Raw genomic sequence first — 24963 nt, 5'->3', positions numbered from 1 at the left:
CCGCGCCTCCTGCGACCAAGGAGTGAAATGACCGTGAGCAACGGTTGGTGGTTGATCGTTCATGCTGTTGTTGTGCTTGGACTCCTCTATATGCTGTATGTCATGCAGAAGAGGCATGTGTCCTTTACGAAGCGGGTATTTGCTGGGCTCGGCTTAGGGATTGTATATGGAGCGATTCTCCAGCAGCTATATGGAGCTGGGCATGATATTGTACGTGTGCTCAACGATTGGGTGTATATCGTTGGTGGTGGCTATGTACGTCTGCTGCATATGGTCGTCATTCCGCTGATTATCGTATCTATCATTTCCGCGATCTTGCATGTGACGACGAGAACGGGTGTTGGCAGGATGAGTGCAGTGATTATAAGCATCCTGATCGCGACGACTGCCGTTGCAGCTGCTGTCGGCATCGCATCTGCGCTGGCCTTCAATTTGTCCGCTGTGAATATGGAGGCGGGACAACAAGAGACAGAACGTGGGCAGCATTTGAGTGAACAGGTCGGAGAAGTGCGTGATATGACGATCCCGCAGCAGGTACTGGAGTTCATACCTACGAATCCATTTCTCGATATGACAGAGGGGAGAAGAACTTCTACCATTGCAGTTGTTATTTTCTCTGCCTTTGTTGGAATTGCAGCATTAGGTGTGGCTAGGAAGAAGCCGGAGCATGGGCGCACGTTCACCTCTATCATTGATTCGCTACACGCGGTTGTTATGCGGATGGTGACATTGGTGCTTCGATTAACGCCGTATGGTGTTCTTGCGTTGATGATTCGCGTTGTGTCTACGACAGCACCAGCGGAGATATGGAAGTTAGGCCGATTCGTAATTGCTTCTTACGTTGCACTGATTGTCATGTTTATCATTCACCTGCTGCTTCTTGGGTTATCGGGGATATCGCCTGCACGATACGTGAAGCTCGCAACTCCTGCCTTGGTATTTGCCTTTACGTCACGTACAAGTGCAGGTTCTATTCCGATCAATGTGGAGACACAGCGGGATAAACTTGGAGTACCGGAGAGTTTTGCGAATTTTAGTGCGTCGTTCGGCGCTTCAATGGGACAGAATGGATGTGCCGGCATATACCCTGCCATGCTGGCCGTTATGATTGCACCTACTGTGGGAACGAATCCGCTCGATCCATGGTTTATTCTGCAGCTCATAGCAGTTGTTGCGATCAGTTCCTTCGGTGTTGCGGGTGTTGGAGGAGGAGCTACATTTGCCGCACTAATCGTGCTGTCCTCGATGAATTTGCCGGTTGGCTTGGCGGGACTGTTAATTTCTGTAGAGCCCCTAATTGATATGGGGCGCACCGCGCTAAATGTAAATGGATCCATGCTGGCGGGCGTATTATCCTCTCGTTGGCTAAGACAGTGGGACAAGGAAGCATTTCTCCGTGGTGAGATCCGTTCACCTTCCGGGGAAGAATCTTAGTTGAATATGATATGAACGGTTAAGCATTACAAAAGGCTAAAGGCTCGTCATACGGACGAGCCTTTTTTGTTATTCTTGTGTGTTGCATAGAGCGATATGGCGATTATGACACTCGTCTTCCCGTAACAAGGGAGATGATGAACAGAACGAGGAAGATAAAGAACAGTACTTTGGCGATGGATGCTGCTGCTGCGACGATCCCAAAAAAACCAAACACTCCTGCAATTACAGCGATTACTAAAAATATTGCTGACCATGTAAGCATAAGCAGTTCCTCCTTGTTATAATTTTACGAAGATAGGATTGGGCCGAGCAGCTTGTCTATGCTGCTCGATTGTCGTGGCTTGCATGATGATTACCACAGCTGGAGGACAGCTAAACAATTGGGTATTTTTGTTTCACAGTTCTGCTTTCAGGGTATTTATTCATAATTGGTATACGGAAAATTGTGTTATGCTTGGGAATGCGGAGAAAGGCGGTATTCATCTATGTTATTGGAAATTAGTGCATTACTTGCAGCAGCAGCGTTTGCGGTGCTGGTGTTCTATCTGATTCAAACACTGCTGTCAGCCAAGCGCTCTCTGGAGCGGGCTGCCGATACCCTTGAGCAAGTACAGCAGACCGTGAATTTATTGAGTGGCGACTTGCAAGGTGTCGCCAAAAATGCGAATGAACTCTCTCTAGAGCTGTCTGAGCAATTAAAGAAAATGGAGCCAGTGATGGACTCTGTTCAACATGCCGGTGAAGCCTTGAACGAGATCTCAATCGCTGCGAAGCAGGTATCAGTAGGACTGGTTAAGGGGGTACGTCGAGCCGCAGGGCGATTTGAACGTAAGCCCACCCCTGATAGACGAGTGTCTAAGGAGCATCAGACAGCAGCGTCTGCGCCTGTACCAGCACCGCTGCAGGCGGACACTGCTGTGATAACACAGGAGCCACTGGGTGAAGCCGAGCATAAGCAAGAGCGTGAACAATCACCGCAGGGACAAGGCCATTCCCATTCCACAGCTAGCCAACAGCAGGATTGGAAGGAATGGGTTGATATTGGGACGAAGCTGTGGCAATTGTGGAGACAGCGCGCATAGTGAGGGAGAGCCGGTTAACAGTTTGGTTAACCGGCTCTCGTTTTTTTTCACAGGCAAGTAACAAAAAGAGATGATCTTCTTTGGCCTTTTCCGGTATAGTGGTAGTTGGGAATTATGGGGGGCTATGTCGAAAAGGCACGAACTATATCATAATCGATGAGGGGAGGAGAGTATGATGAACGTTCTCGTCGTTGATGACAATCCGACGAATGTCATGCTCATTCGGGAAATCCTTCGTAAAGCTGGCTATGACGGAGTGCAGACTGCTTCGTCAGCCCATGAGATGTATCAAGTTCTTGGGATGGATGGGCCTCTTGGGCCTATGTATGTACCGGATATTGATCTTATTTTATTGGATATGATGATGCCGGAGATTGATGGACTGGAAGCTTGCAGCACGATCCAACAATACTCTGAGCTTCGGGACATTCCGATTATTATCGTAACGGCGATTGGGGATTCCAATATGCTCGCAGAGGCATTGGATGCGGGTGCGGTTGATTACGTCACGAAGCCGATTAACAGGGTGGAGCTGCTGGCTCGAATCCGGCTAGCGCTGCGCTTGAAGCGGGAGAAGGATTGGCATAAGGAACGTGATCGCCATATTCGCGATGAATTAAGCTTGGCCGCGAAGGTGCAGAGCTCTGTGTTGACAGAGCCTTATCAAGATGAACATATTACGATCAACGCACTATATCAGCCTTCTGAGGAGCTGGCGGGAGATCTGTATGCTTGGTTCCCGCTGGGCCAAGGCAGATATGGAATTATCATAATCGATGTTATGGGGCACGGCGTATCCTCTGCGCTGCTGTGTATGTTCATTGCTTCCGTTCTACGGGACGCCGTTATGCAGATCGAACAGCCGGATCTTGTGCTTAAGCGATTGAATACGAAATTCCATCAGCTTCATATGAACGGGAATTTAATGCTCTATTATATGACGGCATTATATGTGGTTGTTGATACGAACAAGGGATGCATCCAGTATGCAAACGCAGGACACCCTCCTGGCGTTGTCATGATGGAGGATGGTGAGCTCATAACATTGGAATCTACCGGATATCCAGTAGGCATGTTCCCAGAGCTTGAAGTAGAGACCAAAGAAGTACAATGCGACTCACGTGCTCGAATTGCAATGTATACGGATGGGTTAATGGAAACGGCGGGCAACAGCGTGGAAGAGGCTATGGAGCGCATTGCCAATATTCTTCGACACGAGAAGACGCTGCAGAGCAGTTCATGGGACGAGCTGTTTGCACCTGGTTCTGATGAGGACAGTGAGGATGACAAGTGTCTGATTTGGGTGGATGTTCATTGATTTAGAAGGAGGAGCAGACAGTGAAGTTACGCACGAAATTAATCGCTGGCTTCGTTCTGTTCATGCTTATCATATCCGGACTTGGCTGGGTGTCTTATGATCGCATGAGCAGCTTGCAGCAGGATCTGGATCAGATTTATACGGACAGCTTCCGCAAAGTGGAACTTGCCTTTTTGATTCGGGACGACATGGACAATATCGCCAGCGTGCTGGTGACCGATATGCTAAACCCGAATGTTAACGGCGAAGAACTGTTGCAAAAAGGGAAGGTTTACCGTGATGATATTGTTAAATCGTTCAGGGAGTTGACGGCACAATATTCAACGGCGCAAGAGAAGAAGCTCATCGAGCTGGCGATACGCGATTGGGACAAGTACGACGAATTCGTCAACAAGTCAGTAGAGCTCACCACCAATAATAAATATGAAGAAGCCAACGCATTGCGAAATAAAGAGGGATTGGAATATCAACGCAACTTGAAAAACAGTGTGGCCGATTTGGCCAATCATCATGAGATGTCGATCGACAATCAGGTGCTGGAAGCGAAGAAGCATTACGAGCAGTCGATTACTTTGACGGCCGGTATAATGGTGCTGGGGCTTGTCGTTTCCTGCGCGATTATGTTGTGGGTCATCCCGAGTGTGACACGGAATTTGAATACGATGTCCATCATGATGCGCAGTCTTGCCCGTGGAAGGCTTCGTATTGTACGTAAGCTTGAGCCGCATACGAATGATGAGATTGGTGAAGTCATTCAAGTGTTCAAGCGGATGGCAGAAGACTTGGAAGCACGCAAGAAGAATGAGGAATTGTATCGGAAGGCTCAAGAAGAGCAGGCATGGATCGATGGAAATGCAGCACGTGTTACAGAGCTTCTGAATGGAGCCGCTACATTGAATCAGGTTGGGCAGATGTTCATTAGCGAGTTCGTGCCGACACTTGGTGGACAATATGGCGCCCTGTATATTCGGAATGAGACGGATCAACCAGATGTATTCGAACTGTTCGGTACTTATGCAGCTACTGACGATTTGAAGGCTGAGCGAACAATGGTTGTTGGGAAAGGCCTGCTCGGTCAATGTGTCGTAGATGAGAAGCCAATCATTATAAGCGACATGAAGGATTGCTCCATTCGAATTGAATCGGGCGTATGTCAATCTCAACCGATTGAGCTTATCTTATTCCCGATTATGTTCGAACGCAGAGTGATTGCGGTGTTAGAGATGGCATCATTGACGAAGATGTCACCTGTACAGCATCGACTGCTCGAAAAGCTCGCACAGAAGCTCGGGGTCATCGTGCATACGATCTCTGGACGCTTGCGTGTAGAGGAATTGCTGCGTGAGTCACAGGCGCTTACCGAAGAACTGCAATGCCAGTCTGAGGAACTGATGACACAACAGGAAGAATTGAAGCGCTCGAACGAGCATCTGGAATCGCACACAGAAGCATTGAAGCGTTCTGAGGAGATGCTCCAGCGTCAACAGGAAGAACTGGAACACTACAATACGGAACTGATCGCGAAGACACGTGCGCTGGAAGAACAGATGCTGGCAACCCAAGAGAAGAACGAAGAGCTCGAAGGGGCGCGAACGATATTAGAACGCCAGACATTGCAGTTGGCCTTGGCTTCGAAGTACAAGTCTGAGTTCCTCGCTAATATGTCTCATGAACTGCGTACTCCGCTTAACAGCTTACTGGTGCTGTCCCAATTGCTGGCGGAGAATAAGGAAGGGAACTTGGGACAGAAGCAGGTCGAGTATGCGCGTACGATTAACATGTCCGGTTCGGATCTGCTTAAAATGATTGATGAAATCTTGGATTTGTCCAAGATCGACGCAGGCAAGATGCAGTTGAATTTTGAAACTGTCTATTTGAGCGAATTGGCCTCCTTTATGAGTGATAGCTTTGAGACAATTGCAGAGCAGAAAGGGCTTGAGTTCAAGGTAGAGATAGATCCAGATCTGCCAAGCTCCCTAGTAACTGATGGGCATCGAGTGAAGCAGGTTGTACGCAATTTGATTGGCAATGCATTTAAATTCACAACGAAGGGCTCAGTAACCCTTCACATTGCGAAGGCGAAGCCGGAGCAATTGCCTTCCCCGCTTCAGGAAGCGGATGAGCCTTATTTGGCGATACATGTTGTAGATACCGGGATCGGCATTCCGAAAGATAAACAAGATTTGATCTTCGAAGCGTTCCAGCAGTTGGATGGTACAACTAGCCGAAATTACGGCGGCGCAGGGCTCGGTCTGTCCATCAGCCGAGAGTTGGCAAGACTGCTTGGCGGCAAGCTGCAGCTGGTTAGTCGAGAGAAGGAAGGCAGTACGTTTACCTTCTTCCTTCCGATGAAGGCGGTAGAGCCTTCATCAATTCCAGTTAACTCCACCGTTGCTTTGTATGAAAAGGCGATCGCAGAAGCCCAAGCGGCACTAACCGTAGAGGGCGAAGAGGGGCATACATCAGAGGAACGCAGCAAGCTCGTCAAGCCTCATATGCCGCAGGTATCTGCGAACCATGAGGGTATGCCTCTTACTGCTTGGGAAGAAGCGTTGCTCAAGGAAGTCGCTGTTTCTGAAGAAGTGGACGGACATAAGTGGCCATTTGGAGAGAAGAAGCTGCTGATCGTTGAAGATGATGGTCCGCAACGACAGTCTCTAATTGCCTTAATTGAAGGAGCGGACGTAGCCGTTACCGCGGTCTCTACCGGGACGGAAGCACTCAAGGTACTCGGGGAAGAGAAGTTCGACGGTATGGTTCTGGATTTGCTGCTTCCTGATATGACAGGATTTGAATTAATGGATGAAATTAGTCACCACTCCCGAATCCGTCGTATCCCGATCATTGTATACACTGGCAAACTGCTGGATGCGAAGGAAGAGACGGAACTGAAAAAGCGCGCACAGAGCATCATTATTAAGGATGTGAAGTCTCCTGAACGTCTGCTGCAAGAAACGATGATTCTCTTGAAGCGTTCGGAGGAAGTTCAGCTAAGCGATGAAAAAGAAAACCAGGGACCAAGTGATATGCTGCTGTCAGGCAAGCGGGTACTGCTCGTCGATGATGATGTGCGCAATGTATTTGCGCTATCAAGCGTGCTAGAGCAGTACGATATGAATATCGTGTATGCTGAAAATGGACGCGAAGCACTTGAAGCATTGGATGGGGAAGAGAATTTCGACCTCGTTCTCATGGATATGATGATGCCGGAGATGGATGGCTATGAAGCGATGCGCCGCATTCGCGAACAGCCTCGATTCGAGAAGCTGCCGATCATAGCACTGACGGCGAAGGCGATGAAAGAAGATCGCAATAAGTGCATTGAGGCAGGAGCGTCAGACTATGTCAGCAAGCCATTTCAGACGGAACAGCTGCTTTCATTGATGCGAGTATGGTTATATAAATAACAGGTAAGCAATATGTTGACATGATGAATGAAGGAGCAAGGATAAGATATGAACGGAAACGGGCTCGGTTTACATGATGAGAGAAGAAGGCCCCAGGATTCGGACCGAGAACGCATTGAGATTGAATTGCTGTTAGAAGGGGTTTATCGAGTTTATGGTTATGATTTCCGGGACTATGCGTATCCTTCGCTCAAACGGCGCATTTGGCATCAAGTGCATGAGGAAAAGGTAGACACGATTTCGGAGCTGCAGGGCCGAGTACTCTATAATCGGGAATGCTTGCAGCGTTTTGTCCGCAGCCTATCGATCCCCGTTACCGAAATGTTCCGGGATCCCTCCATGTTCTTGGCATTTCGTCAACAGGTCGTCCCTATGCTGCGTACGTATCCGTATATTCGGATATGGCATGCGGGTTGTTCGACAGGAGAGGAAGTATACTCCATGGCGATACTGCTTCATGAGGAAGGGCTGTATGAGAAGACCAGGCTGTATGCAACCGATATGAATCCGCTATCGCTGCAGAAAGCCAAAGAAGGCGTATGCCCGATGGACAAAATGCGCACATACACCAAAAATTATTTGGAGGCGGGCGGGACAAGCTCTTTCTCCGAATATTATACGGCTTCTGGAGAGGGCGTTGTCATTCATCCTTACTTGCGTAAAAATGTAATTTTTGCAGAGCATAACCTAGCAACAGATCGATCCTTTAATGAATTTAACGTCATCCTATGCCGCAATGTAATGATTTATTTTAATGAGCCGCTGCGCAACCGGGTTCATGATCTTTTCTATGAGAGCTTGGCGCCACTAGGTGTGCTTATTGTCGGAGGCAAGGAATCCTTGCATTTTACAGGGAGAGAATCTCAATACGAGGAGATCGATCGTAACGAGAAGATTTATCGTAAAATACGGTAGGAGGCACAATTGTGAACACCTTGGAACCAATCAATATTTTGCTCGTTGACGATAGGCGCGAGAATTTACTTGCACTCGAGGCCGTGTTGTCCGAGGAAAGCTATCGCTTGGTCAAGGCTACTTCAGGCGAGGAAGCTTTGCGCCACTTGATGAAAGAGGAATTCGCCGTTATTGTGCTGGATGTTCAAATGCCAGGCATGGATGGGATCGAGACGGCCAAATGGATTAAGGCTCGCGAGAAGACGAAGAATATTCCGATAATATTCGTATCCGCGAACTATAAGGAAACCGAGCATTTATTTGCTGGATACTCAGCGGGTGGGGTTGACTATATGGTCAAGCCATTCGTCCCTCATATTTTGAAGTCGAAGATTCATAGCTTCGTTGGTATATTCCTGGCACAGAAGCGGCTGCAGGCGCAGAAGATGCTTCTCCATCAGAAGACGAAGGAACTTGAGCGGATGAACAGTGAGCTGGCAGCTGCAAAGGAAGCAGCGGAACGCGCGGCACTTGCTAGAACACAGTTTTTAGCAATGATGAGCCATGAGATTCGAACGCCGATGAACGGGGTGCTCGGAATGGTTGATCTGCTGCTCGACACTGAGCTGACAAGTGAGCAATCGAACTATGCGGAGTTGATCCGCAAGAGCGCCGATACACTGATCAGGACGATTAATAATATTCTAGATTTCACCAAGATGGAATCAGGCAAGTTGGAATTAGAGGAATTTCCGTTCGATACGAACTCGCTCATTACAGAGGTTTATGAGCTGTTCATGGTCGAGGCGAATAAGCGGGATCTGACCTTGTCGTATTCAATGGATGAGGATGTGCCATCGTTATTGTATGGAGATATGCTGCGCGTCAGGCAGATCCTTATTAATCTCGTAGGAAATGCAGTCAAATTTACGAATCGTGGGAATGTCAGCATTTATGTGTCCATTATCGAAACGAAGCGCACGGGGGAAGGCAATAAGTTCCATGTTCGGTTCGATGTACGGGATACAGGAATCGGTATTCCAGTCGATAAGATGGAAGGGCTGTTCCAGCCATTCGCACAGCTTGACTCTTCTATGAACCGCAAGTATGGCGGAAGTGGATTGGGGCTTGCCATTTGCAAGTCGCTTGTCCAATTGATGGACGGGGATATTCGTGCCATACCGGTACCAGAAGGGGCCCTATTTACATTTGACGTATGGTTGAAGGAATGTGGCGAGTAGCTGTCGCATTCTTTTCCCATTGTTTCGATTTAGATGAAGAAGGTTATTTACCAATAAAGTACATTTAACAAGTTTACCTATGTATAGGAGAGGAACATGATGAACGGAAAAAAGTTTGCAGTTAAGACGGTACAGCAAGAGGGACAAGTAATTGTCCAGACTTGTGGAGATTTGGATTTGGCAGCAGCGAAAGAGTTTCGTTCCACGATGGAACCGATTGTGAACGATGCGAACACAGAGCTTACCTTAGATCTGAAAGAGCTGACGTATATTGATAGCACAGGGATTGGAATCTTGATCTCGATATTGAAGATGCGTCATGAGCAGAAGTCAGCTTTCCGTATTGTAAATGTACCGACACATGTCCAAAAACTATTTGATATGACAGGTATTTCGAAATTTCTGACCCCACAAGCCTAACAAATGAACGATGAAAGGGACTGAATCAGAATTATGGAACACGCAAGAGAATGGAAGCTCGTTAAGTTATCATTGCCAGCACAAGCCGAATATGTGGAGTTGGCACGGTTGACTTTGTATGGCATCGCAAGCCGTATCGGATTCTCCTATGAGGATATAGAAGATATGAAGGTAGCGATTTCGGAAGCTTGCAATAATGCAGTGCTATATGCGTATGATTCGCAGGGTGGAGTCGTTGAAGTACTGTTTGAGGTTGCTGAGGATGAGATTGGGATCATCGTACAGGATGAGGGAGCGAGCTTTGATGCAGCAAGCAAGACCAGTGGGATGGAAGGCTTGCATGACAAGCAGCTTGAAGATATTCAGGCCGGTGGTCTTGGATTTTATTTAATGCAGGCGTTGATGGATGAGGTTGAAGTGATGAGCGTCGATGGTCACGGCACCGTTGTGAAGATGAAGAAGCGCCTGCAGCGAAGCGGGGAACTTCTATGAGTGCTGTCCCCCAACAACATTCATCCGAGGAAGCAACACGGCTCATACATGAATATCAAGCTACAAATGATAATGAGATTGCAACGATCCTCATTCAGAGATACGATCCCATGGTCAAGATGGCCGCTGGCAAGATTTCACGCAACCGTCCGGACTTGTATGAAGATTTGATGCAGGTCGGCAATATGGCATTGATTCGCTTATTGAAGCAATTCGATAGTTCGTTAGGTGTTCCGTTCGAAGCTTATGCGATGAAAAGTATGATTGGGCATATGAAGAACTTCTTGCGGGACAAGTCATGGTATATACAAGTTCCACGCAGGATTAAGGAAAAAGGTGCGCTCGTACAGCAGACCATTGATGAGCTGACAATGAAGCTTGAGCGGTCGCCTAATGTAAATGAGATTGCGGAAAAGTTGGAATTGTCCGTTGAAGAAACTGTCGAAGTTCTAGCCGGTCGAGAGTGCTATCATTACGTTTCCTTAGATACCCCATTATCGCAGGATGAGAGTGCTGCGACATTGGGAGAGCTGATTCGCTCTGAAGCCGACGATTATGAATCGGTTGAACGCAAGATGGATCTGATGGAGGCTATGAAGGAACTCAAGCCGGAAGAACAAAATGTATTGGCACTTATATTTAATGAAGGATTATCACAGCGCTCGGCTGCGGATCGTCTCGGCATTTCCCAAATGAGCGTATCGCGCATCCAGCGGCGTGCAACGGAGAAACTTAAGAATATATTGACATCGAATAATTCTTCGTAGAAAAAATGAAGATGCTTGTCTGTATAGACAGCATCTTCATTTTGTGTCTGCTATGCTAGCATAGATGCAATTCTCATAAAGATTAGATACCGTTCACTATTCCTTCTTCAACTCGTCCGCAATTTCCTCTGCTACGTCTGCCGATGCTTCCTTCAACTGATTTGCAGTGTTGGCTGTTGCTTCCTTTACGGTTGCAGCGAACTCCTTGGACGCTTCTTTCACGCTGCTAACGACTGCACCCGCTTTTGATCCAACCGTTTTTACGGTTTCGGCTGTGCGGGATCCAAGATCTGTCGCCATTTCTTTTGTTTTGCCGCCTACTTGCTGTGCCTTATCGCTTATATCTGAGCGCAGCTCGCGTCCGGATTTCGGCGCAAGCAGCAGAGCTGCCGCCGCTCCTATCGCGCCCCCGATGAGAAGTCCCTTTACAAATGTGTTGCAATCCATTTTTGCGTTATTGCATTCTGTGTTTTGACTCATACTAACCTCTCCTTTTGTGTGTAGTCGAATGTCTTACTAGAGGATTACACAATTTTAGGAGGTTTGAAACAGAGGCATCCATTATCTGTACCTATCGAGCGCTTCTCTTGCGGTCTCTCAGCCACTGCATCGCCAAAATGGTAAACAGAAGCCAGATTGCACCCGCCGTGTATCCGCCCAGCACATCGGTTACGTAATGAACACCCAAATAAATGCGGCTAAGCCCGATGCATACAATAAGTAATACCGTAATCACAAGCACATATCCGGCAGGCTTGCCCTGTTCTTTTAAGTGAACCCATATTAAATATCCAATCATGCCGAAGAAGGCAGTACTAACCATGGAGTGACCGCTTGGAAAGCTGTAGCCATGTTCAACGACCCAGTGTTCCCAGTCTGGTCTTGCCCGCTGGAAGCAGATCTTCAGGCCTTCATTGACCAAGGCGCCTCCCAGCGAGACAGTCAGAAGGCTTATGGCGTCCCATCTGCGCTTGTACACGAAGGCAAGGAGTACAATAAGTATGCCAGCCAACGGTACAACGACACGGCTAGATCCGATATGGGTGATCCATGTGACGACAGTTGTTAAGGTAGGGGAGGCTGCTTGGCGTACCGTATCCGTTACGTAGCGATCGAAGTCAGTCGTTTGATTCAGAAGAACACTTCTAGTGATAAAAAAGAAAACGATAGCCAAGATAAGTGTCGCGGCAGCTCCCCCCAGAAGATTTAGTGCGAACTTGCGTTTTTCTTCTGGCGTAACGCCCCGATATTGTTGTTTCACAGTTGTCAACACTTCTCCTTTAGGTGTATGTTTACATTACAAGATGTCCGCTGATGCCTCTTAAAGCACGAATTATGGACAAAAGGTAAATATGTAATATCAATAACATATTTCCATGCTTTGTTGCAACTGGAAGAAATGAAAGGAAGACGAACATGAATGAACGTCTAGTGGAGGAAACACGTAACGGCTGGCTGGAATGCGAGCATCGCGGTGCAATCTGTGGTGTCGATCGCCATCTGCAGCCTCAATATGCGCTTGGAGATATACATTCACCGATGTTCCTGCGTTCGGCAGGCAAGCCACTGCAGGCGATCCCTGTTGTTCGCAGTGGGACACTTGAGCATTATGGGCTGCAAACTCGAGATTTAGCGTTGATGACAGCATCTCATCGAGGAGAATCCATTCATATTGATACGATGGAACACATTATGCAATGTGCGGGACTTGAAGAGAATCATTTGATTTGCTCGCCCTCTTTTCCATTGAACGAAGAAGTGAAAGAGCAGTATTTGCGCGATGGAGGAGAACGCCGGAGAGCGTATCATAATTGTGCTGGCAAGCATTTCGGCGTCCTTGCATGGAGCCATATGATGGGCTGGGATCTGGCGACTTATACGGAACCTGAACATCCTGCACAGCAAGAGATTACACGTACAATCGGCGAGATGGCAGGTGTTGATCCAGAACAGATGCATGCAGGTACAGATGGCTGTGGTTTCCCGGTGTATGCACTTCCGCTTCAAGGACTCGCAACGGCGTATGTGAAGATCGCCTGCCCAGAGCTTATTAAGGATGAACCGACTCGCCAGGCTGCAGAGCGCATTCGCAATGCAATGCAGGAGCATCCATTATTAGTTGGCGGTACGAATCGGGTTGACTCGCTGTTGATGGAAGATAAGAACATCATAGCCAAGGGCGGCTTCAAAGGGATATTTGCCTTCGGACTTCGTCGTGAAGGTCTTGGCTTCGCCTTCAAGGTAGCGGATGGTTCAGATGAGGAATGGGCGCATATTGTTGCATCGATTCTCGAACAGATTTGTTATGAGGAGAAGTCGACAATTGAGCGTATTCGTCGCGTGTTCCCAGGCACAATTCGGAACGACAACGGCCGTGTGGTCGGTGAACAGAAGACGGTATTTCAGCTTCAGCCATTGAAGTGAGCGGTATGATGCGCAATTCGTAGTATGACATCATAGAAGAGGTGAGCTAATGAATCCCATACTCTTAGAGGTTATCGGTACGACAGTGCAAGAGGTGAAGGAAGCGGCGCTGCATGGAGCAGATCGCATTGAACTGATTACTGCATTTTCAGAAGGGGGACTAACCCCTAGTCTCGGGCTCGTTGAAGAGGCTATAGCTTCCGTAAGTATTCCGGTTAATGTGATGGTACGGCCGCATAGCCGTTCATTCGTGTATGATGCGGACGATCGAGCAACAATTGTGCGCGATACTCGCTTGTTACGTGAAACTGGAGCGAATGCTATTGTTTTTGGCGCGCTTACACTGGAAGGGAAGGTAGACGTTGATCTGCTTGAGAGAGTGTTGGAGGCGGCCGGCGATTTGCCGCTGACCTTCCATCGCGCGATCGATAAGTCTGCCGACCTGCTACAAGCCTTGGATGTTCTGCTTGCTTACCCACAGGTGACTACTGTACTGACATCGGGCGGTCAGCCAAGCGCTCTGCAAGGCCTTGCGTGTATCCAGTCCATGGTGCGGCAGGCTGCTGGCTCGAATCTGGGGATTTTGGCTGGCAGTGGACTGACCGCGGAGACGGTGGTTGATTTCACAAGGGAAGCAGGAGTGAAGCAGGTTCATTTTGGATCGAATGTACGCATGGGCGGTCAAGCCCTAGCTCCAATTGACCCTGAACGTCTGCGGGCTTTGCGGTCGTCGCTCAATACAATTATGGTATAAATAAAAATAGCTCCCGAGCCGCTTTGCTTATGCACTGTCCGCTAGGAGCTATTTTTCGTTTGGTTGCAACTGGTGATGCGATACGACAAAGTGTTAGGAACGGCGTAATTTGCCGAGCTCAGAGACAATCGCCTCTACTTCACTGATGCTGAAAGCAGGCTTGCTCATAATGATATCGTAAATATCCTTGATGTCGTCATATTGCTCTACGGAGAACGCAGAGGACTGCATCGCTGCTGCCGTAGCCATCTTCAATTTATCCTTGATCACATCAATCATCATTTCTACATTGGCTTGCGTTCTTTCATTGGAAACCATGGTTCTCCTCCTTAGACGCTATTGCGATAACGTCCTATTCAACATGTCCGTATTGTATCACGAAAGCAGTGGAAACAAAACGATATCCTCGCGTAATTCAATGTTCGTCTCCAAGGCATTTCTTATGCTTCCTTCCTTATTGTGCCTTGCTTGGCATCAATGGAATTGTACAGTAGAATGTGAATCATGAAGCAGATTGAATCATGCAGTAGAATGAATTATGAAGTAGGATTGATCAAGAAGTACAAAGAACAGAAGGAGCTCTCCGCCCATGCAAGTCAACGGCAGTATGAATAAGGTATACGAACAGAGCGGCCAGAGAACGCGCTGCACGATAGATCGTCTCCAAGATTGGCTGCGGCAAGTCGCAGACAAGCATCAAGGTCAGGACGTTATGTTCGTCTGCATCGGTACCGACCGATCCACAGGAGATGCGCTTGGACCCTTGGTTGGCACCCGACTTGCGCAGCATGGATTGCAGGTGGTAGGGACGATGGAAGAGCCATGTGATGCCACGAATTTGCAATCCCGGTTATCTGCGCTGCGGGATCATGTTGTGACGGTTGCAATCGATGCTTGCCTCGGACATCCAGGCTCCGTAGGACAATACCTGGTCAGCCACTCCTCCTTACAGCCAGCAGAATCGGTCGGCTTAGCTATGCCGGAAGTGGGTCAATACAGCATTGCTTGTGTCGTGAATGTGAATGGCCCGAAGCCGTATTGGACATTGCAGACGACTTCCTTGCATCACGTCATGAAGATGGCGGACGAAATAGCGGATGCTATCATCGAATCATTTCTTCCGCAGCCAAGCATAAATACCGAATAACCTCCATACAAATGATGTCGTGGGCCAAAAAAAGATGGAGCCGGATCGCCCTCCGCCTCCATCATTCGGGTTCATACAGATGTGCGTGTTAAGCTGTACCGATCCGTTCTGGGGGAACGGATCATTTTTTACTTTCCCGGTCCGTCAGCTTGATGATGAGCTGAACTAACCCGAGAATAAATGCACTCGTGGCAAAGAAAAGTTCGAACCCTTGCATATTGTTCACCCCCCCTCTATTCGAGATCGCAGATTACTGGTGCGGGCAATGCTTGGAGTTGGCTGCTGATTCAGGCATTTATGGGTAGTGTAATATACTATATATGTATGGATGTTTTTGGAATGAAAGAATGCTTTGGACAAGCTTTTTTGAAAATTTTGTGTAATGGTAATTAAAGGTGCATATTTCGGCAGGTTCTGCATAAAATGAAGGCTTGCGAATTTGAGAACGTACCAAAAGGAGAGAGGGATAAGCGATGACAAGAATACAGGTGGATGCTAACTTTACGATGAATGTAGAACAGCAAGGACAAGGCCCTGCTGTCATATTGCTTCATGGCTATTGTGGAAGTTCGAAATATTGGGAAGCGATAATGCCGATGCTGGCGCAGAACTATCGCGTCATTGCTCCAGATTTGCGAGGTCATGCCAAGTCAGATTCACCTGTAGGCGCATATACCATTGAACAAATGGCTGACGATGTGCTTGCGCTTGCCGATAAGCTCGAGCTATCGCAATTTGTGCTGCTTGGTCACTCTCTTGGTGGATATATTACGCTGTCGTTCGCTCAGCGCTATAGCAGCCGCTTGCATGGGTTCGGGCTGATCCATTCCACGAGCTTGCCGGATACCGTAGAGGGCAAGCAGAATCGCTTGGCCGTTGTCGAGAAGCTGCAATCGCAAGGTATCGTTCCTGTTGTGGACGGATTAATCCCGAAGCTGTTCGCGCCACAGCATATTGAAGAGCATGCCTTGCAGGTGAGCAGGGCGAAGGAGATTGGATACTGCACACCGCCGCAAGGAGCTGCTGGAGCAGCGCTTGCGATGAGAGAGCGAACTGATCGGACTTCGGTATTGCAAGCAACCGAGTTACCCGTGCTGTTAGTAGCGGGAGAGCACGATCAGATTGTGACAGCAGATAAAGCCTTTACGGCGAGCGGGGACAATATTTCGCAGGTTACGATAGAGAAGGCGGGTCATATGAGTATGATGGAGACGCCAGCGACACTTGCGGATGCGCTGCACACCTATTTAGCTAATGTATTTCAGTAAGAGGCAGCAGAAGTGTTCTGATGTATTAGGGACAACGATGATATGGATGACCACGTTTAGGGGAGCTTCACTTGAGGAAGCTCCCCTTTTTCGCTATACTTGACTTACTTTTTGGATGTCTAAATCCGAATATTATGTACATGAAGCGAGGCTTTGACATGAATGAGGCGTTTAAAGCACTTGCAGATCCGACCAGGCGACAGATTATAACCTTGTTGAAGGATAAGGATATGACGGCAGGAGACATCGCCGATCACTTTAATATGACGAAGCCAAGCATCTCTCATCATCTGAATGGGTTGAAGCAAGCGAAGCTCATTCTTGATGAGCGGCGAGGCCAGCATATATGGTACTCACTCAATACAACCGTATTGCAGGAGGCTCTCGGCTGGTTTCTTGATATCATTTCATACCAGGGGAAGCGAGGGAGGGATGATTAATGAAACTACTGGATCACAGTCTGGAGAGAAGGGCATTTCTTGTATTGTTTGTGTACAATGTGATTGTAGCTGGACTGATGTGGCTGGCATATCCGAAGCTTCCAGAGAGGATTGTATCCCATTTCAACTACTATGGCGCTCCTGACGGGACAATGGAGAAGACGATAGTTTTTATCATATTCTCTGCTATCTTAATACTGATCCCCGTACTTTTGCCGTTCGTTCGACGTGCAGATCCGCAGCAGCACAATTACAAGAAATTCGAATCCACATACATATGGTTCGGCTGGGCATTGTCTGTGTTCCTGCAAGCTATATTCGGCGTCGTGATCGGCTATCATCTAATTAACGGGTTTCCGGTGCAATCTCTGATATTAACTACGCTCGGATTGTTGTGGATGTTCCTTGGCAACATGTTTGGACGTGTGCGGTTCAACTATTTTTTCGGTATCCGTACGCCGTGGACGCTTGCAGACGAACAGGTATGGCGCAAAACGCATCGTCTGGCAGGCAAGGTGTGGCTTATATCGGGTTTACTAGCATGTGCTGGAGCATGGCTGCTGCCCCTCCACTGGGGTGGATATATCGGTTTATTTGTAATAGCGGTATCAGTCTTTGTCCCCATGATTTATTCCTACCTTGTCTTTCAATCTAAAATACGGCCGAGGTGATGGTGATGCACCAACGTGATTATTTACTCCGGTTAATTGAAGAGATGACTCGTATGTTTGGTCAAGCGCTTGGACTAAAGGAAAAGAAGAAGCGTGAGCAACTGATTGTCGAATGGGATGAATTGTTGCAGCGCCGTTTTCGGATTAGCGGGGAACTGGCTGACAAGCTTCCGGCAGAGGACATCATACGACTGTTCCGGACGGGAGAGCGGCCGCATGCAGATGAGATCCAAGCATTGGCGATTGTACTGTATGAGCGGGCTAAGTTGGAATGGGAACGAAGCAGGCATGATAATGAGTCGCCGCCGTTTGGCGCTGCCGAAGTGCCGCGATATGGTGAGAGCATGATGGGAACTGACAATGACGAGACAATATATATTCTGCGATTGATGAAGTCGTACGAGCTTTTGCTGGAAGCGACCTCGCAAGGTAGTGATCGGAGGCTGCTTCCGGTTCAAGACTCGATGGAAGCGATATATCAGGTAATCAAAGGCTATCATATTGATAATCGCTTAAGGGAGAAGATGTGGCGCTGGTTTGAGAAGGAGGGTCGTCTGGCTGAAGCGGAGGACTCTTTGTTTGAGTGGTTGGACAGTGGAGAGCGGCATCATCTTGAGCAGGCAGCAAGTCGATATACGCAAGCGTTGAAGTTCTATGAACGACTTGATGCAATGTCGGATGAGACGCTTCTAGAAGGGGGTCTAAGCCGAGAGGAGGTCATCTCGGGCAGGGAAGACGTAAGTAAGAGTACAGCATGGCAAATGGAACGGTAGGAGTTATAAGCAGATGGAACAATTAACAGAGTTAGTTGAACGAGTGATTACAGAACAAATCTTAAGCAGTGCAGTGCTTAGCCAACTGCGGCGCAAGCCTGAGGAGGGCTACACCAAGGTGCTGCTCAAGCCGGTGCAGTTGCGCGGGCAGATTCAGATCCAGTTCGAGTATCATTATGATAATAAGGTGACGCATGATAATGTCCCGTTAACAGAAGCGGCCGCGAAGGTAATGTCTTTATTCGAAAGTACATTCAAGCAGGGATTGTTGCGGACAACAGAGGGCGATTATCAAGTGTTAATCAGCAAGAAATTCAAGGTAACGATTCGCAAGCAAGCGGCAGTCGTGCGCAAGGTTGAAGTGTCACATAACCGCAAGAAGCAATATGTGTTGAACGAGGGAATTCCGGTTCCATTCTTGGTCGAACTAGGCATCATGGGCAAGGAAGGCAATGTGATTGCAGCGAAATATGATAAGTTCCGCCAAATCAATCGCTTCCTCGAAATGGTGGCGGATGTGCTGCCGCATCTGCCGAGCAATCGTACGGTCCGCATTATCGATTTTGGCTGCGGCAAATCGTATCTAACGTTCGCGCTGTATCATTTTCTGCATGTAGAATCCAAGCTCCCGGTTCACATTGTAGGGTTGGACTTGAAGCGGGACGTCATCGAACGGTGTGAGGCGCTTGCTAGGCGCCTTGACTATGACGGACTCTCCTTCCAAATGGGGGATATCGCCCAATATGAAGGTGCCGATGAGGTCGATATGGTGGTGACGCTGCACGCTTGTGATACCGCGACAGATGCAGCGCTAAACAAGGCTGTACGGTGGGGAGCTCAAGTTATCTTGTCGGTTCCATGCTGCCAGCATGAATTGAACCGTCAGGTGGAGCAGAGCGTGCTGGAGCCCTTGTTGAGACACGGCATATTGAAGGAACGTTTCAGTGCCTTGGCGACGGATGGACTGCGGGCGAAGTTGCTTGATTGCGTAGGATATCGTACACAATTGCTCGAATTTATTGATATAGAGCACACACCCAAGAATATTTTGATTCGTGCGGTTCGCGGTGAAGAACCTGCTGGGCAGGTAGAGAAGACTGACCCGCAAATGTGGAACGAGTATGAGACGTTCAGACAGTTTTTGAACGCAGATCCGTACTTGGAGCATGCCCTGCAGGAGCTGTTGGAAGCTCGTGGCTGCAAGCGCACAGTATAAGTATCTAAGGCTAGAGCCCTCTCCGTTGTGTAGAGGGTTCTTTTTGATGTGGGGGATAGGCAGGCTCATAAGCTGACTTGGTTCTTAGTTATGATCCAACGAATATGGGCGGCTCTCGTTACATTGCATAATGTAGGGCCTGCTCCTTCTCTAGTGAGCTACATACATGAACTCCTTGGTCGAGCGACTCTATCCAGCAGTATGCTTCTCTTCAAATTCCCTCCGTTTTGGACGATATATAAAGGAAGGTAGTATGGAACAGGAACAGTAACAAATCAATGCCCATTAAAAGAATCTATAGCTGCATGGTTATAGAACAGGGTTAAGTGAGTTGTTGCAATAGAACAAGCAGGACGCCTATGTCTGGCCCGATCTTCATACAGCAAGAGCAAGATTAACGTGAATAGTGAAACGAAGCGAAGCGGAGCAAGGGGATAAACTGCGAACGAAGAATCTAGGAGGTTGAACGGTCAATGACGGGAGCTTATGTAACGGATGCTCCAGAGCATTTGTTAATGTCGCTTTTGCACAGTCGTACAGTGCTTGAGGGCGACAACTGCATTGCAACGGGAGTATTGTCTTATTTAGAAGGAGATGTCATGGAGGTAGAGCTGCCAGAATTCGAGCGGTTTGAACTTGGAGAGGCGCTGAAGGTGACCATATATTCGCCGGTAGGCATATTTAATTTCCATACTCAGGCTGTGGCACGGCATGAAGGGTCGTTGATGCTTATTCATCCGCCGCATCAACAGCGTAAATTTACAGATCAACGCTTATTTCCGCGTATAGAGGTGCGCAAGCATGGATACGTATTGCCTTCACGACCAGCGGAAGGAATGGCAATTACGCCGACACCAATACCGATCCATATCGAAGATATTAGTTTGAATGGGATCGGTTTCAACATTAAGGGGAACTCTTCATTCGTGGAAGGAAGCGAATTAGAGGCTGAACTGCAGCTTGGATTTGCTGTTCCCTGCCGCTTAACGATTGTTCGTATGGCAAGTCGGGAAGACGATATCTTCTATGGTGCCAAGCTTCAGGTAACCAGTGATCCTGCACAACGTTCCCTGCGTGCATTTATTATGCGGGAACAGATTAAATCACATATTGATCGCAAATCAAAAAATTCAATAACAGCTCGGCCATAACATGCTAAAATAGCAATGTACTTCACCATTGCATAGACAAGAAATGGTAGGAGAGAAAAGGAGGGAGGGAGCAGCTTGAAGCGTGCTTCTCGTCATGTAAGGAACTTATTAATCGGATGTCTTGGCATCGTGCTCCTATTAAGCGCCTTTCCAACATCGACGTCAGCAGCTGGGCTAAATAATCGATACCCGACTAAGGTGTTTGAGGTATTCACAGACGTTGCAATGAATCAAGAAGGGCGTCAGAAGATTAAGGACGAGTTAATTCAGCCATCTGTTACGAATGTTACGTATCAAGAAGTGGTGAACATTGATCCTGCAATTGCCGAAGTAAAGGTAGATTTACCGAACGAAGAATACGTGGTGACACCGCATAGTCCAGGATCGACTACGGTCGAGTTCAAATGGACCCAAGGGGATGGAACGGTGCTTCATCATAAGTTTGTCGTTGCGGTAGTCGACCCCTCACAGGGTAATATTATTCCTCGGATTAAAAAACCTGAACAGGAAAATTATGTGCAGCTAGGATCTTCTGAAATCAATGATTTCCAAGATATATTTGAGAATGTAGATTGGAGATCTAACCTGCCGGTACCTTATAACGAGCTTCGATCCGGAAATGGCTTCAAGAACATAACACCTGTTAATCAGAAACGATATCTTTTCAGCGCTGAGGCTCAGTACGCAGTGGATACAAGATGGGTATTCAAAGTAACAATAAAAGATACGAACGGTAAAGATATATCCGCTACATACTATAAGGACTATAAAATCAATCGATCGCCCAGCCTGAAAAATAATTTCGATCGAACGCTGCATTTGACTCCTGACGGTGAAGCAAGTCTTGAGCTGTCGAGATATTTTGAGGATTTAGACAACGATGAATTATTCTATACTGCTGTCTCAGCTAATGGTCTGGTCTCATGCGAGATTAATGGGGATAAGCTGTTGGTGCGTGCAAGAGCTGATTCCGCAGAGGGCATCGAGAAAATCACGATTACTGCGGATGATCAACGACAAGGTATTCCTGCGCATGGAACATTAAGCATGTACATCAGCAAACCGCGCGAAGTTGGCATTGCCGGTACCTATCCAGAAGTAGATAATGGCTTTGAAGTGATGCCAGCTGGCTCCGGTGAGTATTACATGGCTCCATTTGAACAGTATCTGCCTTCCTATGCAGAGCTCGAACAGAAGGTTGCATCAGGTAATGCTCGTAAGGGAGAACTGACAAGTGGGGGCAGCCTTACATTCATCATTGATCAACAAAAGGGCCAATCTAAAGGATTTGATGAAGGACAGTATGGTCTCTATCTGTTCGATGGAACGACGGTCACGCTGGAGCGAGCGATTGAATTGTCCGGCAAAGAGAAAGTCATTCGTGAATTGAAGGAGCTGGCTGCCGCAAGAGGCGAATCATCCTATCAGATTGTGGACGCCCAGCAATGGCTGTTCACGAAGGGTGACAATAATTTTGTTCGCGCTAAGATCGTGATGGCGATTCTCGCAGAATAACAAGCAGTATCGTCAGAAGGTCAACCTAAGGGTTGGCCTTCTTTTTGATTGTCCATCATAATAGATATAGAATTGGTAGAATCGGGAAAGAAGGGAGAGTGCAGATGAAGGTGGATTTACAACAAGATGGCCATGGCAATTTTGTTGTTTTGTATGTTGGAATCGGGACAATCTTCGCTGTGCTTCTTGTTGGGTTATGGAAGCAGGGGCTGTTCTATGATCGCGATGTGGGAATGCTATCCCTCCTGCTCTGCGCAGCTTCTGTATGTATGCTTGCCGCATGGAGGTGGGATGCAGTCCTTCCATTGCCACTCAGATATCCGCTTCCCCTGCTCATCGGATATCTCATTAGCTGGGTGTTAGGGCCTGCAACCGTATATGGCACAGAGATGCAAATCCTAAGAACCGCGATGCTGCAAGCTTGGATTATACTGCTCGCCATTATGCTGCACAGAGGGGGGGATCAGGCTAAGCGGCTCATTACAGGTTCAATCATGTTAGTCGGAGTCTTAATCAGTGGCAGCGCTCTTGGCATGCTCTATGGATGGATACCGAATGAATCAGGTGTGATGGTGAGTCAGAATTCAGAATTGTCGGCGTTTGGATTTCGATTAGGTGGGGTTGTCCAATACCCGAATACGCTTGGTGTACTTGCCGGGGCGTTCGCGTTACTGCACTTGAACGGCGCAGCCTGTGCGGCGGCTAAAGCTCGAAGCCAACGGAGTGGAAGTGTTCATGTACGGGTTGTCTCTACCAAATGGCTGCTTGCGGCTGTGCCGATTGTTCCCCATTTGGTCGTCCTTGGTCTTACCGAATCAAGGGGATCCTGGATCGTGTTCGGTATCGTATTGCTGGTTGGAATCTGGAGCGCTCGCGGCTATCGTGCGGAGTACGTGACGACGTTTTTGTGGTTCGGAGCATGGTCTTTCCTAGCGGCCGCATGGAGTGCCTCGATGTGGCAGAGTGGGGATGGGTGGCTGCCGATGCCTGTTTGGTTCGCTTGGATCGGTTCAATTGTACTGTTCAGTGGCTTAATGCTGAGTCTGTCTCAGAACCGTTGGCTACGAAATGGGTTGATTCTCATCATACTTCCAATGCTTATGATAGCAGGCATTCACTTGCTGCCTACAGGGGCAAGCAGTCGGATTACGGATCATTATGCTACTGCAGGAGCGCGGACATTGTTCTATAAGGATGCAATTACGCTGTGGAAGGAACATCCTTGGTTCGGCGCAGGCGGAGATTCATGGCGGCAGCAGTTTGCACGCATACAGAGCGAGCCGTATGTTGGCAAGGAAGTGCACAGCAGCGTGCTGGATATGCTGCTTGATGTAGGGCTGGTATTTACAATGCCTGCAATAGGGTTAGTATTAGCAGCATTGCTGCTAGCATGGCGTCGGCATGCCGGATTCGGATTGGCCGCAGCGATGCTGCTTGCACATAGTCTGATTGATTTCGACATGTCGTATGGGCTAGTGACGCTGCTGTTCGCAGTGCTGCTAACGCTGGGCTTGTACGATGAGAGCCTCAATCATGGTTCTCCAAGGATGCGCTTCGCGCTGTGGCAGGTGGGCACGAAGCGCGGGAAGCGTCTCGCGGCACTGCTGCTTGCCGCTCCGCTGGCAGCCGCAATCGTGCTCGCGTCGTGCCACCTCGTGGCACAACAGCTCGCCGCGGCTGCCAGCGCTGCTGCCGACAGGGCCACAGGCCCTGTCGGCATGGCCCGCGCGCATGCGCAGCAAGTGGCTGCGCTGCGCTGGGCGCCCGCGAACACGGCGCTTCGCATCGCCGTGAGCCGAACCTTGCCTCCGCAGGAGGCGCTTGCCATTCTGGAGGAAGGGCTGCGCTACGAACGCGATGGCAAGGGGCTCTACCGTGCGCTCGCCTTGGCAAGTGCACGCCTAGGCCGCGCCGATGACGCCGCCGCTTGGTGGGAGGCGGCGGTTAGCAGCGACCGCTTCGATCGCGTGCTGCAGACCGAAGCCATTGAGAAGCTGGCGCTTGCGGCGCACTACAGTTCAGATCGCTTTCAAGCTGCCGCATATGCGAACGCAGCTGGCAAGATGTTCCGGCAATATGAAGCGGAGGCACATCATGTCCTTCTCATGCGCAATCCTGCGAACAGCAAGCGTTTCGCAATGACGGAGGAAGCGAAGCGGGCTTACAGCTCGATCGTTTCGTTGATCACGAGGGGACAGTAGTTCATGGACGTTAACCAGAATTCGGAGCGCTGGTCGCCTTCATTTGACGCCACCAGGATACCGGGCTTTTCTCATGAAGTTGAAGGTGAACTTTGAACATGCTGTGCCTGCCGGCACGCCGATAGGGGTGGAATCTCGAACAACTCAAGAAAAAACCGGCCTCGTCGCAGATAATGCGAACAGAGGCCGATTTGAACTTTCCGCTGAAATTAATATTCGCTACTCCAAGGCGGTACGATCAGATTAATAGCATCGTCCCGCAGCATCCGGTTGAAATCAGCGGTACGTACCTTCGCTAGAGCGAGTATGTCAACGTTGCCAGCATGATAAACTATATGAAAATGA

Annotated in this window: 24 protein-coding genes and 1 pseudogene; 21 read left to right on the top strand and 4 right to left on the bottom strand. The window is 48.5% G+C overall.

Features of this window, described 5'->3' with window-relative positions; all coding sequences use genetic code 11:
- The first annotated feature begins 27 nt into the window (after positions 1-27).
- The gene (locus tag ABN764_RS19045; protein ID WP_268625102.1) at positions 28-1434 is read left to right on the top strand and encodes an L-cystine transporter; all 1407 of its coding nucleotides are present in this window, start codon (positions 28-30) and stop codon (positions 1432-1434) included.
- 103 nt (positions 1435-1537) lie between these two features.
- Here the strand turns inward: ABN764_RS19045 and ABN764_RS19040 are convergent, their stop codons facing one another.
- Complete coding sequence (locus ABN764_RS19040; protein ID WP_021261596.1) at positions 1538-1699, bottom strand: DUF1328 domain-containing protein; 162 nt, start codon at positions 1697-1699, stop codon at positions 1538-1540.
- Positions 1700-1922: 223 nt separating this feature from the next.
- Between ABN764_RS19040 and ABN764_RS19035 the strand changes: the two genes are divergently transcribed.
- The 8 genes and pseudogenes from ABN764_RS19035 to ABN764_RS19000 all read left to right on the top strand — a co-directional run bounded on the left by ABN764_RS19035 (position 1923) and on the right by ABN764_RS19000 (position 11058).
- Positions 1923-2519, top strand: coding sequence for a DUF948 domain-containing protein (locus ABN764_RS19035; RefSeq protein ID WP_446672749.1), 597 nt, complete (start codon positions 1923-1925; stop codon positions 2517-2519).
- A 175-nt stretch (positions 2520-2694) separates the two neighbouring features.
- Positions 2695-3837, top strand: coding sequence for a SpoIIE family protein phosphatase (locus ABN764_RS19030; RefSeq protein ID WP_021255305.1), 1143 nt, complete (start codon positions 2695-2697; stop codon positions 3835-3837).
- Between the two features lie 20 nt (positions 3838-3857).
- Entirely contained in the window at positions 3858-7244 is a 3387-nt protein-coding gene (locus tag ABN764_RS19025) for a response regulator (protein ID WP_446672748.1), read from the top strand.
- Between the two features lie 48 nt (positions 7245-7292).
- Entirely contained in the window at positions 7293-8159 is an 867-nt protein-coding gene (locus tag ABN764_RS19020) for a CheR family methyltransferase (protein ID WP_021255303.1), read from the top strand.
- A gap of 11 nt (positions 8160-8170) precedes the next feature.
- Positions 8171-9361 (top strand): annotated as a pseudogene (locus ABN764_RS19015) (response regulator); the annotation flags it as partial.
- Positions 9362-9478: 117 nt separating this feature from the next.
- Complete coding sequence (locus ABN764_RS19010) at positions 9479-9799, top strand: STAS domain-containing protein (protein WP_021255301.1); 321 nt, start codon at positions 9479-9481, stop codon at positions 9797-9799.
- Between the two features lie 33 nt (positions 9800-9832).
- Positions 9833-10291 (top strand): anti-sigma B factor RsbW, encoded by a 459-nt coding sequence (gene rsbW / locus ABN764_RS19005; RefSeq protein WP_021255300.1) that lies wholly within the window; start codon positions 9833-9835, stop codon positions 10289-10291.
- Positions 10288-11058 carry a sigma-70 family RNA polymerase sigma factor gene (locus tag ABN764_RS19000; RefSeq protein ID WP_028532007.1) on the top strand — a complete coding sequence of 257 codons (771 nt, stop codon included), beginning with the start codon at positions 10288-10290 and terminating at the stop codon, positions 11056-11058. The genes rsbW and ABN764_RS19000 overlap by 4 nt, the downstream gene beginning before the upstream one ends.
- A 96-nt stretch (positions 11059-11154) precedes the next feature.
- Here the strand turns inward: ABN764_RS19000 and ABN764_RS18995 are convergent, their stop codons facing one another.
- Complete coding sequence (locus ABN764_RS18995; RefSeq protein ID WP_021255298.1) at positions 11155-11538, bottom strand: YtxH domain-containing protein; 384 nt, start codon at positions 11536-11538, stop codon at positions 11155-11157.
- Between the two features lie 91 nt (positions 11539-11629).
- Complete coding sequence (locus tag ABN764_RS18990; RefSeq protein WP_446672948.1) at positions 11630-12319, bottom strand: phosphatase PAP2 family protein; 690 nt, start codon at positions 12317-12319, stop codon at positions 11630-11632.
- 155 nt (positions 12320-12474) lie between these two features.
- Between ABN764_RS18990 and ABN764_RS18985 the strand changes: the two genes are divergently transcribed.
- On the top strand, positions 12475-13482 hold the full coding sequence (locus ABN764_RS18985) for an asparaginase (RefSeq protein WP_446672747.1): 1008 nt from the start codon (positions 12475-12477) through the stop codon (positions 13480-13482).
- Positions 13483-13531: 49 nt separating this feature from the next.
- A complete protein-coding gene (locus ABN764_RS18980; RefSeq protein WP_446672746.1) occupies positions 13532-14236 on the top strand; it encodes a copper homeostasis protein CutC in 705 nt (234 codons plus the stop codon).
- 93 nt (positions 14237-14329) lie between these two features.
- On the opposite strand, the gene ABN764_RS18975 is transcribed toward ABN764_RS18980, so the two are convergent.
- Positions 14330-14554, bottom strand: a complete 225-nt coding sequence (locus tag ABN764_RS18975; RefSeq protein WP_021255294.1) for a DUF1128 family protein — start codon at positions 14552-14554, stop codon at positions 14330-14332.
- A gap of 271 nt (positions 14555-14825) precedes the next feature.
- Between ABN764_RS18975 and yyaC the strand changes: the two genes are divergently transcribed.
- From yyaC to ABN764_RS18925, 10 genes are all read left to right on the top strand, one after another.
- The gene (gene yyaC / locus ABN764_RS18970; RefSeq protein WP_446672745.1) at positions 14826-15383 is read left to right on the top strand and encodes a spore protease YyaC; all 558 of its coding nucleotides are present in this window, start codon (positions 14826-14828) and stop codon (positions 15381-15383) included.
- Between the two features lie 473 nt (positions 15384-15856).
- Positions 15857-16651 carry an alpha/beta fold hydrolase gene (locus ABN764_RS18965; RefSeq protein WP_446672744.1) on the top strand — a complete coding sequence of 265 codons (795 nt, stop codon included), beginning with the start codon at positions 15857-15859 and terminating at the stop codon, positions 16649-16651.
- A 158-nt stretch (positions 16652-16809) separates the two neighbouring features.
- Entirely contained in the window at positions 16810-17091 is a 282-nt protein-coding gene (locus tag ABN764_RS18960; RefSeq protein WP_021255291.1) for an autorepressor SdpR family transcription factor, read from the top strand.
- Positions 17091-17762 carry an SdpI family protein gene (locus ABN764_RS18955; protein ID WP_174810260.1) on the top strand — a complete coding sequence of 224 codons (672 nt, stop codon included), beginning with the start codon at positions 17091-17093 and terminating at the stop codon, positions 17760-17762. The genes ABN764_RS18960 and ABN764_RS18955 overlap by 1 nt, the downstream gene beginning before the upstream one ends.
- Before the next feature lie 5 nt (positions 17763-17767).
- The gene (locus ABN764_RS18950; protein WP_174810259.1) at positions 17768-18535 is read left to right on the top strand and encodes a DUF6483 family protein; all 768 of its coding nucleotides are present in this window, start codon (positions 17768-17770) and stop codon (positions 18533-18535) included.
- Between the two features lie 13 nt (positions 18536-18548).
- The gene (locus ABN764_RS18945) at positions 18549-19751 is read left to right on the top strand and encodes a class I SAM-dependent methyltransferase (RefSeq protein ID WP_021255288.1); all 1203 of its coding nucleotides are present in this window, start codon (positions 18549-18551) and stop codon (positions 19749-19751) included.
- 473 nt (positions 19752-20224) lie between these two features.
- Positions 20225-20902 carry a PilZ domain-containing protein gene (locus ABN764_RS18940; protein WP_268625113.1) on the top strand — a complete coding sequence of 226 codons (678 nt, stop codon included), beginning with the start codon at positions 20225-20227 and terminating at the stop codon, positions 20900-20902.
- 75 nt (positions 20903-20977) lie between these two features.
- Positions 20978-22417: a hypothetical protein gene (locus ABN764_RS18935; RefSeq protein ID WP_446672743.1), complete on the top strand. Its 1440-nt coding sequence runs from the start codon at positions 20978-20980 to the stop codon at positions 22415-22417.
- A gap of 104 nt (positions 22418-22521) precedes the next feature.
- Positions 22522-24618: an O-antigen ligase family protein gene (locus tag ABN764_RS18930; protein ID WP_446672742.1), complete on the top strand. Its 2097-nt coding sequence runs from the start codon at positions 22522-22524 to the stop codon at positions 24616-24618.
- 73 nt (positions 24619-24691) lie between these two features.
- On the top strand, positions 24692-24865 hold the full coding sequence (locus ABN764_RS18925; RefSeq protein WP_446672741.1) for a hypothetical protein: 174 nt from the start codon (positions 24692-24694) through the stop codon (positions 24863-24865).
- Positions 24866-24963: the final 98 nt, after the last annotated feature.

The sequence above is a fragment of the Paenibacillus wuxiensis genome, from assembly GCF_040195695.1.
GTDB classification, from domain to species: Bacteria; Bacillota; Bacilli; order Paenibacillales; family Paenibacillaceae; genus Paenibacillus_B; species Paenibacillus_B suaedae.
Note: the sequence above shows the minus strand (reverse complement) of the source record. Positions and strands in the feature narration are given on the sequence as shown.

Coding starts and splice junctions, on each gene's coding strand:
- ABN764_RS18965 (WP_446672744.1), top strand. CDS start 15,857: ATGACAAGAATACAGGTGGATGCTAACTTTACGATGAATGTAGAACAG.
- ABN764_RS18955 (WP_174810260.1), top strand. CDS start 17,091: ATGAAACTACTGGATCACAGTCTGGAGAGAAGGGCATTTCTTGTATTG.
- ABN764_RS19035 (WP_446672749.1), top strand. CDS start 1,923: ATGTTATTGGAAATTAGTGCATTACTTGCAGCAGCAGCGTTTGCGGTG.
- ABN764_RS19030 (WP_021255305.1), top strand. CDS start 2,695: ATGAACGTTCTCGTCGTTGATGACAATCCGACGAATGTCATGCTCATT.
- ABN764_RS19010 (WP_021255301.1), top strand. CDS start 9,479: ATGAACGGAAAAAAGTTTGCAGTTAAGACGGTACAGCAAGAGGGACAA.
- ABN764_RS18960 (WP_021255291.1), top strand. CDS start 16,810: ATGAATGAGGCGTTTAAAGCACTTGCAGATCCGACCAGGCGACAGATT.
- ABN764_RS19045 (WP_268625102.1), top strand. CDS start 28: ATGACCGTGAGCAACGGTTGGTGGTTGATCGTTCATGCTGTTGTTGTG.
- ABN764_RS18950 (WP_174810259.1), top strand. CDS start 17,768: ATGCACCAACGTGATTATTTACTCCGGTTAATTGAAGAGATGACTCGT.
- ABN764_RS18925 (WP_446672741.1), top strand. CDS start 24,692: ATGAAGTTGAAGGTGAACTTTGAACATGCTGTGCCTGCCGGCACGCCG.
- ABN764_RS18945 (WP_021255288.1), top strand. CDS start 18,549: ATGGAACAATTAACAGAGTTAGTTGAACGAGTGATTACAGAACAAATC.
- yyaC (WP_446672745.1), top strand. CDS start 14,826: ATGCAAGTCAACGGCAGTATGAATAAGGTATACGAACAGAGCGGCCAG.
- ABN764_RS18985 (WP_446672747.1), top strand. CDS start 12,475: ATGAATGAACGTCTAGTGGAGGAAACACGTAACGGCTGGCTGGAATGC.
- ABN764_RS18975 (WP_021255294.1), bottom strand. CDS start 14,554: ATGGTTTCCAATGAAAGAACGCAAGCCAATGTAGAAATGATGATTGAT.
- ABN764_RS19000 (WP_028532007.1), top strand. CDS start 10,288: ATGAGTGCTGTCCCCCAACAACATTCATCCGAGGAAGCAACACGGCTC.
- ABN764_RS18995 (WP_021255298.1), bottom strand. CDS start 11,538: ATGAGTCAAAACACAGAATGCAATAACGCAAAAATGGATTGCAACACA.
- ABN764_RS18940 (WP_268625113.1), top strand. CDS start 20,225: ATGACGGGAGCTTATGTAACGGATGCTCCAGAGCATTTGTTAATGTCG.
- ABN764_RS19020 (WP_021255303.1), top strand. CDS start 7,293: ATGAACGGAAACGGGCTCGGTTTACATGATGAGAGAAGAAGGCCCCAG.
- ABN764_RS19040 (WP_021261596.1), bottom strand. CDS start 1,699: ATGCTTACATGGTCAGCAATATTTTTAGTAATCGCTGTAATTGCAGGA.
- rsbW (WP_021255300.1), top strand. CDS start 9,833: ATGGAACACGCAAGAGAATGGAAGCTCGTTAAGTTATCATTGCCAGCA.
- ABN764_RS18930 (WP_446672742.1), top strand. CDS start 22,522: ATGAAGGTGGATTTACAACAAGATGGCCATGGCAATTTTGTTGTTTTG.
- ABN764_RS18980 (WP_446672746.1), top strand. CDS start 13,532: ATGAATCCCATACTCTTAGAGGTTATCGGTACGACAGTGCAAGAGGTG.